This window comes from Methylobacterium litchii, assembly GCF_038442315.1.
Classification (GTDB): domain Bacteria; phylum Pseudomonadota; class Alphaproteobacteria; order Rhizobiales; family Beijerinckiaceae; genus Methylobacterium; species Methylobacterium litchii.
The window spans coordinates 187,085-201,314 of record NZ_JBBXMY010000003.1; the positions used below are offsets into that span (position 1 = coordinate 187,085).

The following is a 14,230-nucleotide window of genomic DNA, read 5'->3' on the forward strand; positions in this document are numbered from 1 at the left end:
CCCCCTCAGCCCTGGTTCTGGGTGCGGCGGGGCCGGACGGTCCAGCGCTCGAACACCGCGCCCGGATCCTCCGGCTTCTCGGCCTGGGCCGGGTTCTGGTGGATCGCCGCGCCGAGGGCCGCCGACAGGCTCTCGATCACGTCGTCGATGCGGGCATCGCCATGCACGGCCTCGGCCGGGGTGCCGGACGCGACCGGCTGGCCGTGATCCTCGGCGCGGGGCGCCTCGTGACGGGGCTCCTCGACCGGCTCGTGCTGCGGCTCGGGCTCGGGGGCCGGCAGCTCGGCCAGCGCCGGGGCGGGCTCGGGGGCCGGGATCGGCAGCGGGGCCGGCATGTGGATCTCCGGCTCGGGGGCCGGGCGGGCGGGCTCGGGGGCCGGCGGCGGGGCCGGACGGCGCAGGGTGCCGGCGAGGCTGTCGATGTTCTCCGAGGCGCGCGTGGGGGAGTTGTAGCGGCCGAAGCCGAAGCGCGGCTCGATGATGTCCAGCACCGCATCGAGGGCGGCGTTGCTGAGCGACAGCTCGACCGCCGCCGGCACGCCCTGGATCGCCAGGGCGGAGCGCTCGAAGGTCGGCTCTGTCGTCACCTCGCGGCCGAACCACACCGGGGCCTGGAAGGCGGAGGCCTGCCCGGCATCGTCGAACACGACGCTCACGAGGTCGATGCTGCCGGGGGAGACGTAGCGGTCCACCACGATCTCCCGGCCGCCGGCGGCCAGGGTCGTGCGGTCGTAGGCGGCCTTGCCGGGGCAGACGTCGAGCAAGGCGTCGCCGTGGGCGCGCGGCACCTCGGTGCGCTCCTCGACGCCGTTGTTCACGAGGATGAGCTGGCAGGCCTGCCCGTCCACGCGGACGAAGGAGTTGCGGCCGCCCTGCGGGGCGAAATGACCTTCGGTGATGCGGCTGCTGCCCCGCTCCTTGCGGAGGAGCCTCACGAGGGCCGGGGCGACGAGGAACCTGCGGGTTGTGCTCATGGACTGTTTCACTCCTCACGCCCGGCCCGGCATGGCGCTCGGGTACGACCGATTGGTCCGGTCACCTTCGACGCACCGAGTCACGTGCAAGTCGAGCGAACGGTTCGGTGGGTTTCGACCTTGCGCTGCATCGCGAAAAAGCAAAGCCTGACTGTAGCTTTCCGCAACAGGCGCATGACCAATCCCGTAGTCTTTAGAGCGACTACGCAAAATGGCGCCGAAATCAAGGCGTGAGACGTGAGGCGAGGGGGATCGTGAGGGGAGTTTCCCCACGATCCCCGCTCCCCATCCACGGGATTCGTCAGGCGGGCTCGAAAGCCAGGGCCGCGCCGTTCATGCAGTAGCGAAGGCCGGTCGGCGCCGGACCGTCCTCGAAGACGTGGCCGAGATGGCCCTTGCAGCGCGCGCAATGGACCTCGGTGCGGGACATGCCGTAGCTGCGGTCGGTGGTGGTCTCCACCGCGCCTTCGAGGGGCGCGAAGAAGCTTGGCCAGCCGGTGCCGGACTCATACTTGGTGCCCTGCTCGAACAGGGGCTGGCCACAGCCGGCGCAGGCGAAGGTGCCGGCCCGCTTCTCGGCGAGGAGGCAGGACGTGCCGGCCCGTTCCGTGCCGTGCTCGCGCAGCACGCGATACTGGTCCGGGCTGAGGCGGGCGCGCCATTCCGCGTCGCTCAGAGTCTCGGCGGGGGCGGTGATGCTGTCGGACATGGGGATCTCCTTTCCCCGGATATAGGAAGCCTCCCCCCGCCCGTCATGCCGCCGCGCCGACCGTGTCGGCCATCCGCGCCCGGCGGGCGCCCAGCGGCAGGGGGTGGCCGGTGGTGGTGTCGCGCCCGGTCTGGTGCTCGATCTCGGCGTTGATCTCCCCGCCGAGCAGCACGATCGTGGACGAGATCCAGATCCAGGTCATGAAGCCGATCACGGCGCCCAGCGACCCGTAGGTCTCATTGTAGGTGCCGAAGCTCGACACGTACCAAGAGAAGAGCAGGGAGGCGACGAGCCAGAGCAGTCCCGCCACGAGGCTCCCGACGCCGACCCAGCGCCAGCGGGCGTGCTCCCGGCTCGGCCCGAACCGGTAGAGCACCGAGAGCGCGCCGAGGATGACCAGCAGCAGGGCGGGCCAGCGGAGGGCCGCGATCAGCCACGCCTCCGAGCCGAGGCCGAGGAAGTTGAACACCACCGGCACCACGACGATGGCGTTCAGGGCGATGATCGCGAAGATCAGCCCGCCCACCGTGAAGGTGAGGGAGCGCAGGTTCAGCATGAAGAAGTTGCGCTTCTCCTCCTCCTCGTAGACGACGTTCAGGGCATCGAACATCGCCTTCATCGCGGCGTTCGCGCTCCAGATCGACACGAGAAGGCCGGTGAAGAAGGTGAGCCCCAGCGTGCCGCTGGGCTTCGAGGCGATGCGCTTCACCTGATCGCCGATGATCTCCACCGCGCCCGAGGGCAGCACCGCGTGGAGCTGCGCGAGATGCTCGTTGATGACGCTGGCATCCGCGAACAGGCCGTAGAGCGTCACCAGGGCGATGATGCCGGGGAACAGGGCAAGCAGGGTGTAGAAGGTCACGCCCGCCGCGACGGCGAGCACCCGGTCCTTGATGAACTCCAGGTAGACGCGGATCAGGATGTCCTTCCAGCCGGAGGCGGGGATATCTGCCGGGTGCTCGGCATGGCGCCCGCGCTCGGGCTGGGTCGCGGCGATGAGTTTCGCGGCGTGACCCTCGATGGAGCGCGCCCCGAGGGTCGAGGCCGGCTTGCGGTTGCCCTTCGGTTCCGGCTCCGGTGCGGGGATCGCCGCGGCGTCCCGCTTCGGCTGGGCGAGGGTCAGCGCGACGAGCGCCGAGCCGAGCATCAGGATCCACAGGGTCGAGGCTTGATCGGGCGGGCCGCCCGGGCGGGGGGAAGGCGTCGTCATCGGGGTTCGGCCGGGGCGAGGTGGGCGGTATTGCCACGCTCCGCTGTTTCGCAAACGTCGGCCCCGCGCGCCCGTTCCGCGTGACGGAACGGCACTTCGCGCGTTGTGCCCCCATGCCAAACCGCGCCCCCTCGCCCGCACGCCTCGGATTCTGCTGCACCTTCGTTCTCGACGAGCCGCCGGGCACCCATGCCACCCTCAAGGCGGCGCGGGAGGCCACCCGCGCCATGAACCTGACGACGGTGACCATGGCGCATCTCGCCAAGCTCGACCCCGCCGCCCGGCGGGAGAAGCTTGTCGGCGTCGTGACGCATAATCTGACGGCCCTGTCGCGCCAGATCGCCTGGGTCGGCGCCCGCCCTCCCCTGGAGCGGCTGCTGCGCATGGGCAGCAACGTCCTGCCCGGCTACACGCACCTGTCCGTGCAGGCGCTCTATGCCGAGCCGGAGATGCGCAAGACCGTCGAGACGGGCCTCGCCGAGGCCGGGGCGCTGGCGCGCAAGCTCGGGGTGCGGCTGAGCTTCCACCCCGGCCCGTTCTGCCTGATCGCGAGCCGCAACCCGGCGGCGATCGAGAACGGCCTGTCCGAACTCGACTACCACGCCGAGCTGTTCGGCCTGATGGGCTACGGCGACGGCTGGCACCGGCACGGCGCGCACATCAACATCCATGTCGGCGCGGGCGACCCCGGCGTCGCGGGCTTTCGCGAGACCCTGCCGCGGGCGAGCCGCCTCGCCCGCGACCTCGTGACGGTGGAGAACGACGAGAACCTGTTCGGCCTCGACGAGGTGCTGCGGCTCGCCGACCTCGTGCCCGTCGTCCTCGACCTGCACCACCACTGGGTGCAGAGCGGCGGCGAGTATCTCGAGCCGGACGATGCCCGGATCGGCCGGGTGATCGAATCCTGGCGCGGCGTACGGCCGGTGGCGCATATTAGCGTCTCGCGGGAGGCCGTCATCACCGACGGCGCGGAGGGCCGCCTCCCCGACTTCCCCGCCTTGCGCGAGGCGGGCCATTCGGTGCGCGACCTCGCGGCCCATTCGGATCTGATGTGGAACCGGGCGGTGAACGATCTCGTGTCCCGCCACCTTGCCTGGGCGGATTTCGAGATCGAGGCCAAGCACAAGAACCTCGCCTCCATGCAGATCGCCGCGCACATCCTGGCCCTGGAGCAGGCGGCGGCGGCCTGAGCATCGAGGCTTGCGCGGCGCCGGGGGGCTGCTCTAGGCATCCTGTCATGAAGACCGCCGATTGCGACATCCTGATCGTGCCCGGACTCGGGGGCTCCGAGGAGGGCCACTGGCAGGCGCGCTGGGCCGGGCGCCTCCCGACGGCCCGGATCGTCGCGCAGGACGACTGGCACGTCCCCACCCCCGAGGAATGGTGCGGGCGTGTGGCCGAGGCGGTTGGAGAGGCAACGAAGCCCGTCATCCTCATCGCCCACAGCCTCGGCGTCGTGGCCTGCGTCGAGGCGGTGCCGCGCTTTCCCGAGGGCGTGGTGCGCGGCGCGTTGTTCGTGGCGTTCCCCGATGTGGAGGACGCGCCCAACCTCCCCGACGCGGTGCGCGCCTTCGCCCCCGTGCCCCGCGATCCCCTGCCCTTCCCGTCCCTGCTGGTCGCAAGCCGCACCGACCCCCACTGCACCTACGACCGCGCCGACGATTTCGCCCATTCCTGGGGCGCGCTCACCGTCGATGCGGGCGAATCGGGACACATCAACGTCGCCAGCGGCCACGGGCCCTGGCCGGAGGGGTTGATGCGGCTGGCCGGGTTCATGAAGGGGTTGTGATAGCACAATGTGCTTGCACTGTGTGAGGTGCAGGCATAATTTGCCATCATGAACAGCCGGCAGCTGAAGACGTTGCGCGCGGTCTTCGCCGACCCGGTGTCACCTGACATCGAGTGGCAGGCCATCGAGTCGCTGTTCGTCGCCGTTGGCTGCCGCGTGATCGAGGGATCCGGTTCTCGGGTGAGGTTCGAGTGTGAAGGCATCATCGCCTCGTTCCACCGTCCGCACCCGACCAAGGAAGCCAAGCGGTATCAGGTTCGCGACGCACGCGAGTTCTTGAGCAAGATTGGTGTCACGCCATGAGCACGATGAGCCACAAGGGCCTCCACGCCCGGGTTGAGTTCGACGCCGAGGACGGTCTTTTCGTCGGTCGGATCGCGGGAATCGATGACGTGGTCGGCTTTCACGGGGAGAGCGTGTCCGAGTTGAAGACCGCGTTCGAGGAGGCCGTGGACGACTACATCGAGACCTGCCTCAAGAGCGGGAAGGAGCCGGAGCGCGCCTATTCCGGCAAGCTGATGCTGCGCGTTCCGCCCGATCTCCACGCCAAGGCGGCGCGAGCGGCGGAACTCTCCGGCAAGAGTCTGAACCAGTGGGGCGAGGACGTGCTCCGCGCCGCGACCGCGCGATAGGATCGGCCGGTCGCAGGATCAAATCGAGGCGGCTTTCACCCCCCGTTAACCCCGCGTTTACCCTCGGGGCGTCGAGTGGTGGCCCTGGGGTGGCGTGCTGCCGTCCCGCCCCCGGAGAAACCCGTGACGCGCAAAGAGCTCCTCGCCCGCCTCGACGCGGTCCAGGCCGCCCTCGGCCCCCGTGCCCACAAGACGTTCAACTCGTCGCTGTTCAATGATGCCGCCCTGCTGAAGCGAATCGAGGCGTTCGAGGCTCAGGTCGGCGAGCCTGAGAAGCCCAAGGTCGCCGATTACACCGGCAACATGTTCTCCCGCATCGCCAACCGGCGGGCGGCCGCCGGGCGCTGAGCGCCCGACGACGGTGAGGGCGATCAGGCCGTCTCGGCCTCGCCCTCGCCTTCCTCTTCACCCTCGATATGCTCCACCGAGACGACCTTCTCGGTCTTGTCGGTGTTGAACACGGTCACGCCCTGCGAGGCGCGGCCCACGATGCGGATGTCGTCCACCGGCACGCGGATCAGCTGACCGCCATTCGTGACCAGCATGATCTGGTCCGATGCCTCCACGGGGAACGACGCCACGAGGTGCCCGTTTCGGGCATTCACCCGCATCGCCGTGATGCCCTTTCCGCCGCGCCCCGATGTCCGGTACTCGAAGGACGAGGACCGCTTGCCGTAGCCGCGCTCGGAAATCGTCAGCACGTATTGCTCGGCCCCGCCCATCTCGTTGTAGCGATCGAGGGAAATCGCGGCGGCCTCGGCGCCCTCCTCCGGCTCCTCGTTGCCCTCCTCGACCTCGCCGGTCACGGCGCGGCGCATCTTCAGGTAGCCCGAACGCTCCTCGGGCGTGGCCTCGAAGGCGTTGAGGATGGTCATCGAGATCACCCGGTCGCCCTGCGCGAGGTTGATGCCGCGCACGCCGGTCGAGTCGCGGCCCTTGAACACGCGCACGTCCTCGACGGGGAAGCGGATGCATTGCCCAAGCGCCGTGGTCAGCAGCACGTTCTGGTCCGGCCGGCAGATCTCGACATGGACGATGTGATCGCCCTCATCGAGCTTCATCGCGATCTTGCCGTTGCGGTTCACCTGCACGAAGTCCGACAGCTTGTTGCGACGGACGTTGCCGCTCGCGGTGGCGAACATCACGTCCAGCGTCTCCCAGGAGGCCTCGTCCTCCGGCAGCGGCATGATCGTGGTGATGCGCTCCGATGTGTCCTGCAATTGCAGGATGTTCACGAGCGCCTTGCCCCGGGCGTTCGGCGCGGCCATCGGCAAGCGCCACACCTTCTCCTTGTAGGCTTGGCCCTGGCTGGAGAAGAACAGCACCGGCGTATGGGTGTTCGCGACGAAGAGGCGGGTGACGAAATCCTCGTCGCGGGTGGCCATGCCGGAGCGGCCCTTGCCGCCCCGCCGCTGCGACCGGTAGGTCGAGAGCGGCACGCGCTTCACGTAGCCTGCATGGGACACGGTGACGACCATGTCCTCCCGCTGGATCAGGTCCTCGTCCTCGACGCTCGAGTCGAAGTCGACGATCTCGGTCAGGCGCGGCGTGGCGAATTGCTCGCGGACTTCCGCCAGTTCGCCCTTCACGATGCTTTGGATCCGCGCCCGCGAGCGCAGGATGTCGAGGTAATCCGCGATCTCGTCGGCGAGCTTCTTCAACTCGTCCCCGACCTCGTCCCGGCCGAGGGCGGTGAGGCGCTGCAGGCGCAGGTCGAGGATCGCGCGGGCCTGCAACTCGGAGAGGCGGTAGGTCCCGTCCTCGGCGACCCGGTGGCGCGGATCGTCCACCAGGGCGATGAGCGGGGCGATGTCGTGCGCCGGCCAGTCGCGGGCCATCAGCGCCTCGCGGGCCGAGTTCGGGTCCGGCGAGGTGCGGATCAGGCGGATCACCTCGTCGATGTTGGCGACGGCGATGGCGAGGCCGCACAAGACGTGGGCGCGCTCGCGGGCCTTGCCGAGGAGATACTTGGTCCGGCGGGAGACGACCTCCTCGCGGAAGTCCACGAAGGCCTGGAGCAGGTCCTTCAGGTTCATCAGTTCGGGGCGGCCGCCGTTGAGGGCGACCATGTTGCAGCCGAAGGAGCTTTGCAGCGGCGTGAAGCGGTAGAGCTGGTTCAGCACCACCTCGGCCATGGCGTCGCGCTTGATCTCGACCACGATGCGCATGCCGCTGCGGTCGGATTCGTCGCGCAGGTCCGAGATGCCCTCGACCCGCTTCTCCTTGACGAGTTCGGCGATCTTCTCGACCAGCGTCGCCTTGTTCACCTGATACGGGATCTCGGTGAAGATCAGCGCCTCGCGCTCCTTGCGAAGCTCCTCGACATGGGACTTCGCCCGCATGATCACCGAGCCGCGGCCGGTGGTGTAGGCCTGCCGGGTGCCGGCCCGGCCGAGGATCATGCCGCCGGTCGGGAAGTCCGGGCCGGGGACGATCTGGTTCAGTTGCTCGATGGTCAGCTCCGGCTCGTCGATCAGGGCGATGCAGGCGTCGATCAACTCGCCGAGGTTGTGCGGCGGGATGTTGGTCGCCATGCCGACCGCGATGCCGCCCGCCCCGTTGACGAGGAGGTTCGGGAACCGCGCCGGGAGGACCAGGGGCTCCTCGCGGGACTCGTCGTAGTTCGGTCCGAAATCGACGGTGTTCTTGTCGATGTCGCTGAGCAGCGCGATGGCCGGCTTGGCCAGGCGGGATTCGGTGTAGCGCATGGCGGCCGGCGGATCGCCGTCCACCGAGCCGAAATTGCCCTGCCCGTCGATGAGCATCAGGCGCATCGAGAAGTCCTGGGCCATGCGGACCAGGGCGTCGTAGATCGATTGGTCGCCGTGCGGATGGTAGAGGCCGATCACGTCGCCCACGATGCGCGCCGACTTGACGTATTTGCGCTCCGGTAGGTGCCCCGACTCGAAGGCCGAGTAGAGGATGCGCCGATGCACCGGCTTCAGCCCGTCGCGGGCATCCGGCAGCGCGCGGCTCACGATCACGCTCATCGCGTAATCGAGGTAGGAGCGGCGCATCTCGTCGGTGATGGAAACGGGGCGGATGTCGCTGGCGGGCGGCGGGGCGCCCGTCGGATCGGTCTCGGCCAAGTTGTCTGTCCGTCTGTGTCCAGACCTCAGGCAGCGTCCTGCCGGGGCCACGCGGGTCGCTGTGGAAGCGCAGAGATATCAGACGGTTGGTTAAGGGCTTTCGCGTGCGCGCGCAAGGCGCGCCCCGGCGTTTCGGCCGGGGCGCGACGGTGTCACTCAGTAGAAGAAAGCCGGGCCGCGACGGTAGTAGCGCGGGCCGAAATGGCGACGGTAGCCATAGTGACGGCGATAGCCGTAATGGCGACGGAAGCCGTAATGACGGCGGAACCCGTAGGGGCGGTAGCCGTAGTGGCGGCGGTAGCCGTAGTACTGGGTCTTCTCCACGGCGGCGGCCGGGGCGGTCTCGGCGGCGGCCATCGGCACGGGGAGCGGGGCGGCGCTCACCGGGGCGGCGGTCGGGCCGAAGAAGAAGGCGGCCAGCAGGATCAGGATCGGCCAGCGCGGCAGTCTCAAGGAGCGCATAATCTCGTCTTCCTCCCGGTCATCGCAGACGGCCCGCAGGATCGCAGGTCCGTCCGCGAGCAACGGCGGGAGGCGGGAAACGGTTCGATCGTTCCCGCATAGCTTGTGTCGCAGACTGCGCAGACGGCTAACCGGAGGTGACTCGGGGACCGCCGCGTCGCCGCACCCGCCCTTGCGGCGGCGGACTGAAATCCCATTATGCTCCCCCGTGACCGAAATCCGTCGAGTCGAGCCCTCATGACCGCGTTGTCCGAACGTTTTCGTGCCTTGCTGCCGGGCCGCCTGCGCAAGCGGCGCCCGCGCGTCGCGGTGGTCCGCCTCTCGGGGACGATCGGGGCGGCCTCGCCCTTGAGGCCGGGCCTGTCCATCGCCTCCGTGGCGGGCAGCCTGGAGCGGGCCTTCACCCTGCCGGGGGTGAAGGCGGTGGCGCTGGTCATCAACTCGCCCGGCGGCTCGCCCGCCCAATCGCACCTGATCCATCGGCGCATCCGGGCGCTCGCCGAGGAGAAGAGCCTGCCGGTCGTCGCCTTCGTGGAGGATGTCGCGGCCTCCGGCGGTTACATGATCGCCTGCGCCGCCGACGAGATCGTCGCGGACCCGACCTCCATCGTCGGCTCCATCGGCGTGGTCTCGGCAGGGTTCGGCTTCCCCGGCCTCTTGGAGAAGCTCGGCATCGAGCGCCGGGTGCACACGATCGGCGAGGCGAAGGCGATGCTCGATCCGTTCCGGCCGGAGGACCCCGCCGACATCGAGCGGCTGAAGCGCATCCAGGCCGACGTGCAGGGCCTGTTCACCGAACTCGTCTCCTCCCGGCGGACGGGCCTGCCGGCGGGGGAGAACCTGTTCACGGGGGCCGTCTGGACCGGACGTCAGGCCCTGCCCCTCGGGCTGGTGGACGCCATCGGCGACCTGCGCGGCACGATGCGCGCCCGCTTCGGGGAGAAGGTCGATCTCGTGGTGGTCGCGGAGGCAAAGGGCGGCTTCTTCAGCCGCATCCTGCGCCGGGGGGCGCCGGGCGGGATCGGCGAGGCCGTCGCCGCCCTGCCCGGGGAAACCCTGGCCGCCCTCGAAGAAAGGGCGGCCTTCGCGCGCTTCGGTCTCTAGGCCGCGACCTGGGCAAGGAACTGGCCGATCTCGCTTTCCAGTTCCGAGGCGACGCTGTCCACCGAGCCGGCGGCGGCCGTGACCGCCTCGGACAGCCGCGCCGAGCGCTGGGTCGCGTCGCTCACCACGCTCATGCCGTGGGCGATGGCGCCCGTGGCCTGCGCCGTTTCGGCAACGTTGCGCGAGATCTCGGCGGTGGCGTCGCCCTGGGCCGAGACGGCGAGTGCGATCCCGGCGGTCGTGGCCTGGACGGCGCGCATCTGCTCGCCCATCCGGCCGATGGCGGCGACCGTCGTCCCGGTGGCGGCCTGGACCGCGCCGATCTGATCCGCGATCTCCTCCGTGGCGCGGGCGGTCTGCGCGGCCAGCTGCTTCACCTCGGCGGCGACGACGGAGAAGCCGCGCCCGGCCTCCCCGGCGCGGGCGGCCTCGATCGTGGCGTTGAGGGCGAGCAGGTTGGTCTGCTCCGCGATGGTGCGGATGAGGCCGACCACGGTGCCGATCCGCGAGGCCGCCTCGGCAAGGCCGCCGATCTCCTGCTCCATGGCGGAGGACTCGCCGGCCGCCGACGAGACCAGGGTCTCGGCCTGCCCGAGCTGGCCGCCGATCTCGGCGATGGAGGCGTGCAACTCCTCGGCGGCGCTCGCCACCGTCTGCACGCTCGATGAGGTTTCTTGCGAAGCCCGCGCCGTGCCGGCCACGGCCGCCTCGGCCTCTCCGGCGCGCAGGCGCATCTCCTCGGCGCGGCCGCGCATGTCGCCGGTGCTGGCGGTCAGCGTGCCCTTGAGGACATCGACCCGGCTACGGAAGGCGGCGATGGTCTGGTCGAGCATCATCCGGCGATGGGCGGCCTTCTCGGCGTCGGTGCTCTGCAGGCCTTCGAGTTCGTGGGTCCGGCGCACGGCCTCGCGCAGGGTCTCCAGGGCGCGCGCCACGGCGCCGATCTCGTCGCCGCGCTGGGTGTGGCCCACCGGGCTGTCGGTGTCGCCCGCCGCGAGCGCCTCGATCCGGCTCGACATGGCCGCGAAGGGGCGGAACAGGCGCGAGGCGGCGATGCCGACCAGCGTGCAGGCGACGACGGCGATGACCAGGGCGGCGAGGCTCAACTGGCGCATCGTCTCGGCGTGGGCGTCGTAGTACATCTCGATGGGCAGGCCGACGAAGAGCACGCCGTTCACCTTGCCGGCGCCGTCGAAGACCGGCTGGTAGACGGTGTAGAAGCGGCGCCCGAACAGCACCGTCGGCCCCTCGTAGGTCTTGCCCGCGCGCAGGACGCCCTGGGCCGGGCTGTCGGCGGCGAGCGCCGTGCCGACCGCGCGTGAGCCGTCCTCCTTGCGGACGGTGGTCTGCCGGCGGACGAAGGCGTCCTTGCCCGCGTCGTAGGAGAAGATCGTCGCGACGCCGCCGGTATAGGCGACCGCATCGTCCACCACCGACGTGTCCGCGAAGCCCGCGAGATCGGGCGAGGTCACGCGCGAGACGCGCGTGCCGTCGAGGTCCGTCTTCGCCCCCGGCAGGCGTCCGGCGAGGACGAGAGCCAGCGTCCGCAGGTTGCGCTCGCCGTTCAGCCGCTGCCGATCCTCCATCTGCGACCAGGTTTGGCGCGAGACCGATGCCCAGATCGCGCCCGTGGTGAGGGTCACGGCGAGCATTGCGAGGAGGATGACTTTGGCCGAGAGCGTGAGCGCTCGAGACTTGCGGCGGACGAATGAAAGCATGACGGGTCCCCGGATATCGAGAACCCGTATTTCGCTCGCGCAACTCAACGTTCGATTAAAATCGACTGGATCTGATCACGCGAATGTCACTCAGTGCACAATGTCGCAGGCCATGTCGCAGTCAGCGCCGGCCGCCGCGCCGCCGTGCCACTTCGGCGAGGGCGGAAAGGTCCTTCTCGCCGTCGCCGTGGCTCATCGCCTCGATCAGCCCGTCGCGGAGCACGCTGGCGAAGGGCATCGGCACGCCGGCCGCCTCCCCCGCCTGGAGGGCGAGGCGCACGTCCTTGGCGCCGAGGCGCAGGCCGAAACCCGGCGGCTCGTAGCGGCGGGCGGCGATGGCCGCGCCGTAGTTCTTGTAGACCGGCGCGGCGAAGATCGTATTCGTCATCAGGTCGAGGAACTCGGCGCCGGTGACGCCGTGGCCCTCGGTGAAGGCGCAGGCCTCGCCCATGGCCTCGATGGCCGCGATCAGCATGAAGTTGCCTGCGAGCTTCACGGCGTTGGCGCGCTTCGGCTCCTCGCTGTAGCGCCAGGTCTTCGCGCCCATCGCATCGAGGAGCGGCGCGGCGGCGTCGATCGCCGCATCGGGGCCGGCGGCGACGATGTTGAGCTTGCCCGCCTCGGCCACGTCGGGACGGCCGAAGACCGGCGCGGAGACGTAGGGGATGCCCGCCCGCCCGTGGATCGCGGTCAGCCGCTCGGCCAGCGCCACCGAGATCGTGCTCATGCCGAGATGGACGCCCGGCCGACCGGCGCCGTCGAGGAGCCCGCCCTGAACGAGCACCGATTCCAGCGCTGCGTCGTCGGCGAGCATGGTGATCACCGCGTCGCCCCGGAACGCCTCCGCCGCGCTGGCCACGGCGGTGACGCCCGGAAGGCCCCGCGCCGCCTCCGGCGAGCGGTTCCAGGCGCGGACGCTGTGCCCCTGCTCCGCGAGGCGGGTCGCCATGGCGCGGCCCATGCGCCCCATTCCGATGAACCCGACATCCATGTGACTCTCCCTCGAAGACGGTCGCCATGATGGAAACCATCCGGCGCCCGGAAAGTGCGGTGGCGCATGGGCCTCCCGTTCCGGCCGGTCCCGGCCCGTGGCACAGTCGGGCCATGAGCGATTCCCGCCGGAGCGGCCTTCTCACCGACATTCCCGGCATCACGGTCGGCCACGCCCAGGATCTGGCGGTGCGCAGCGGCGTCACCGCGATCCTGTTCGACCGGCCGGTGGTGGCCTCCGTCGATGTGCGCGGCGGCGGGCCGGGCACCCGCGAGACCGACCTGCTCGATCCCGAGCGCACGGTGGAGGCCATCGACGCGCTGGTCCTCTCCGGTGGGTCCGCGTTCGGCCTCGACGCCGCCGCCGGGGTGACGGGCTGGCTCGCGGAGCAGGGACGCGGCTTTCCGGTCGGCGGGATGCGCGTGCCCATCGTGCCGGCGGCGATCCTGTTCGACCTCCTCAACGGCGGCGACAAGGGCTGGGGCGCCGACCCGCCCTATCGCACCCTCGGCCGGCACGCCGCCGAGGCGGCGGCGCGGGATTTCGCCCTCGGCTCGGTGGGGGCCGGGACGGGGGCGCGCACCGCCACCCTGAAGGGCGGCCTCGGCTCGGCCTCGGCGGCGGTGCCGGGCACGCCGTTCCAGGTCGGCGCGCTGGTGGCGGTGAACGCCTTCGGCAGCGCCGTGGTGGGGAACGGCCCGCATTTCTGGGCGGCGCCCTTCGAGGTGGGGGACGAGTTCGGCGGGCTCGGCCTGCCCGGTCCGGTGCCGGAGGAGGCCCACGCCTTCCCCGCCCGCGTCGCCGCCGGCTCCGCGACGACGCTGGCCGTCGTGGCGACCGACGCCCGCCTCACCAAGGCGCAGTGCCGCCGCCTCGCGGTGGCCGCGCAGGACGGCCTCGCCCGTGCCCTTGTACCCGCCCATACGCCGCTCGACGGCGACCTCGTCTTCGCCGCCGCGACGGGCGAGCGGCCCCTCACCGACCCCATCGCCGACACGGCCCGGCTCGGCCACGCGGCGGCGCGGGTGCTGGCGCGGGCCATCGCCATCGGCATCCACGCGGCGACGAGCCTGCCCGGCGTGACCCCGACACCCCCTGGCGAGGGCCGTTACGAGGGCCTGCCGCCCGCATGGCGCGATCTCTACGGGCGTCCCTGAGGCGCGGAACGGACGACCCAGCTTGGCCGTTTCCTGTCGCTGCCCGGACCAGAGGGGCAGCCACGGGCGGACCCGCGTCACGGGTTTCCGCCCCTTAAGGGAGAAACGACCCATGCGACTGTCCGGGATGATCCTGGCCGCTTCCGTGGCCCTGTTCGCGGGCGGTGCCGCTCAGGCGGCGCCCTTCGCCCCCACCCCCCTTTCCAACGGCGAGGCCTCGGTGGTGCTCGTCCGCGGCGGCTGCGGCTTCGGCGCCCACCGTGGCCCGATGGGCGGCTGCCGCCTGAACCGCGGCCCGCGCGGCGCCATCCGCCGGGCGATCAGCGGCGCCCCGCGCGGTTGCCCGCCCGGCCTCTACCGCACCCCGCGCGGCCTCTGCCGCCGCTAGCCGACAC

At 70.6% G+C, this 14,230-nt stretch carries 14 protein-coding genes and 1 pseudogene; 8 read left to right on the plus strand and 7 right to left on the minus strand.

All coding sequences use genetic code 11. The features are described from left to right. Positions 1 to 5: 5 nt before the first annotated feature. The 3 genes from AAHF99_RS08330 to AAHF99_RS08340 form a co-directional block, all read right to left on the minus strand. The gene (locus tag AAHF99_RS08330) at positions 6 to 974 is read right to left on the minus strand and encodes a hypothetical protein (protein ID WP_342163692.1); all 969 of its coding nucleotides are present in this window, start codon (positions 972 to 974) and stop codon (positions 6 to 8) included. 301 nt (positions 975 to 1,275) lie between these two features. Next, a complete protein-coding gene (gene msrB, locus AAHF99_RS08335) occupies positions 1,276 to 1,683 on the minus strand; it encodes a peptide-methionine (R)-S-oxide reductase MsrB (RefSeq protein WP_342163693.1) in 408 nt (135 codons plus the stop codon). Positions 1,684 to 1,726: 43 nt separating this feature from the next. Continuing rightward, positions 1,727 to 2,893 (minus strand): YihY/virulence factor BrkB family protein, encoded by a 1,167-nt coding sequence (locus AAHF99_RS08340; RefSeq protein WP_342163695.1) that lies wholly within the window; start codon positions 2,891 to 2,893, stop codon positions 1,727 to 1,729. Positions 2,894 to 3,006: 113 nt separating this feature from the next. On the opposite strand from AAHF99_RS08340, the gene AAHF99_RS08345 reads away from it, so the two are divergent. The 5 genes from AAHF99_RS08345 to AAHF99_RS08365 all read left to right on the plus strand — a co-directional run bounded on the left by AAHF99_RS08345 (position 3,007) and on the right by AAHF99_RS08365 (position 5,662). Next, positions 3,007 to 4,083: an apurinic/apyrimidinic endonuclease family protein gene (locus AAHF99_RS08345; protein ID WP_342163697.1), complete on the plus strand. Its 1,077-nt coding sequence runs from the start codon at positions 3,007 to 3,009 to the stop codon at positions 4,081 to 4,083. A gap of 47 nt (positions 4,084 to 4,130) precedes the next feature. Further along, complete coding sequence (locus AAHF99_RS08350; protein WP_342163699.1) at positions 4,131 to 4,682, plus strand: RBBP9/YdeN family alpha/beta hydrolase; 552 nt, start codon at positions 4,131 to 4,133, stop codon at positions 4,680 to 4,682. Positions 4,683 to 4,730: 48 nt separating this feature from the next. Then, entirely contained in the window at positions 4,731 to 4,985 is a 255-nt protein-coding gene (locus tag AAHF99_RS08355; protein WP_342163700.1) for a type II toxin-antitoxin system HicA family toxin, read from the plus strand. Beyond that, positions 4,982 to 5,314, plus strand: a complete 333-nt coding sequence (locus AAHF99_RS08360) for a type II toxin-antitoxin system HicB family antitoxin (RefSeq protein ID WP_342163702.1) — start codon at positions 4,982 to 4,984, stop codon at positions 5,312 to 5,314. Before AAHF99_RS08355 ends, AAHF99_RS08360 begins: the two co-directional genes overlap by 4 nt. 123 nt (positions 5,315 to 5,437) lie before the next feature. After that, positions 5,438 to 5,662: a hypothetical protein gene (locus AAHF99_RS08365; RefSeq protein WP_243956219.1), complete on the plus strand. Its 225-nt coding sequence runs from the start codon at positions 5,438 to 5,440 to the stop codon at positions 5,660 to 5,662. Between the two features lie 23 nt (positions 5,663 to 5,685). Here the strand turns inward: AAHF99_RS08365 and gyrA are convergent, their stop codons facing one another. Then, positions 5,686 to 8,403: a DNA gyrase subunit A gene (gene gyrA, locus AAHF99_RS08370; RefSeq protein WP_342163704.1), complete on the minus strand. Its 2,718-nt coding sequence runs from the start codon at positions 8,401 to 8,403 to the stop codon at positions 5,686 to 5,688. 156 nt (positions 8,404 to 8,559) lie between these two features. Continuing rightward, positions 8,560 to 8,865: a hypothetical protein gene (locus AAHF99_RS08375; RefSeq protein WP_342163706.1), complete on the minus strand. Its 306-nt coding sequence runs from the start codon at positions 8,863 to 8,865 to the stop codon at positions 8,560 to 8,562. Between the two features lie 237 nt (positions 8,866 to 9,102). Here AAHF99_RS08375 and AAHF99_RS08380 point away from each other — a divergent pair, with 237 nt between their 5' ends. Next, positions 9,103 to 9,969 (plus strand): S49 family peptidase, encoded by an 867-nt coding sequence (locus AAHF99_RS08380; protein ID WP_342163708.1) that lies wholly within the window; start codon positions 9,103 to 9,105, stop codon positions 9,967 to 9,969. On the opposite strand, the gene AAHF99_RS08385 is transcribed toward AAHF99_RS08380, so the two are convergent. Both AAHF99_RS08385 and AAHF99_RS08390 read right to left on the minus strand, forming a co-directional pair. Next, on the minus strand, positions 9,966 to 11,687 hold the full coding sequence (locus AAHF99_RS08385) for a methyl-accepting chemotaxis protein (RefSeq protein ID WP_342163710.1): 1,722 nt from the start codon (positions 11,685 to 11,687) through the stop codon (positions 9,966 to 9,968). The two genes, AAHF99_RS08380 and AAHF99_RS08385, sit on opposite strands and share 4 nt — an antisense overlap. Before the next feature lie 121 nt (positions 11,688 to 11,808). Then, a pseudogene (locus tag AAHF99_RS08390) lies at positions 11,809 to 12,699 on the minus strand (NAD(P)-dependent oxidoreductase); the annotation flags it as partial. Positions 12,700 to 12,791: 92 nt separating this feature from the next. On the opposite strand from AAHF99_RS08390, the gene AAHF99_RS08395 reads away from it, so the two are divergent. Next, positions 12,792 to 13,835, plus strand: a complete 1,044-nt coding sequence (locus AAHF99_RS08395; RefSeq protein WP_342163711.1) for a P1 family peptidase — start codon at positions 12,792 to 12,794, stop codon at positions 13,833 to 13,835. 112 nt (positions 13,836 to 13,947) lie between these two features. Next, positions 13,948 to 14,223: a GCG_CRPN prefix-to-repeats domain-containing protein gene (locus AAHF99_RS08400; RefSeq protein ID WP_342163712.1), complete on the plus strand. Its 276-nt coding sequence runs from the start codon at positions 13,948 to 13,950 to the stop codon at positions 14,221 to 14,223. Positions 14,224 to 14,230 lie beyond the last annotated feature (7 nt).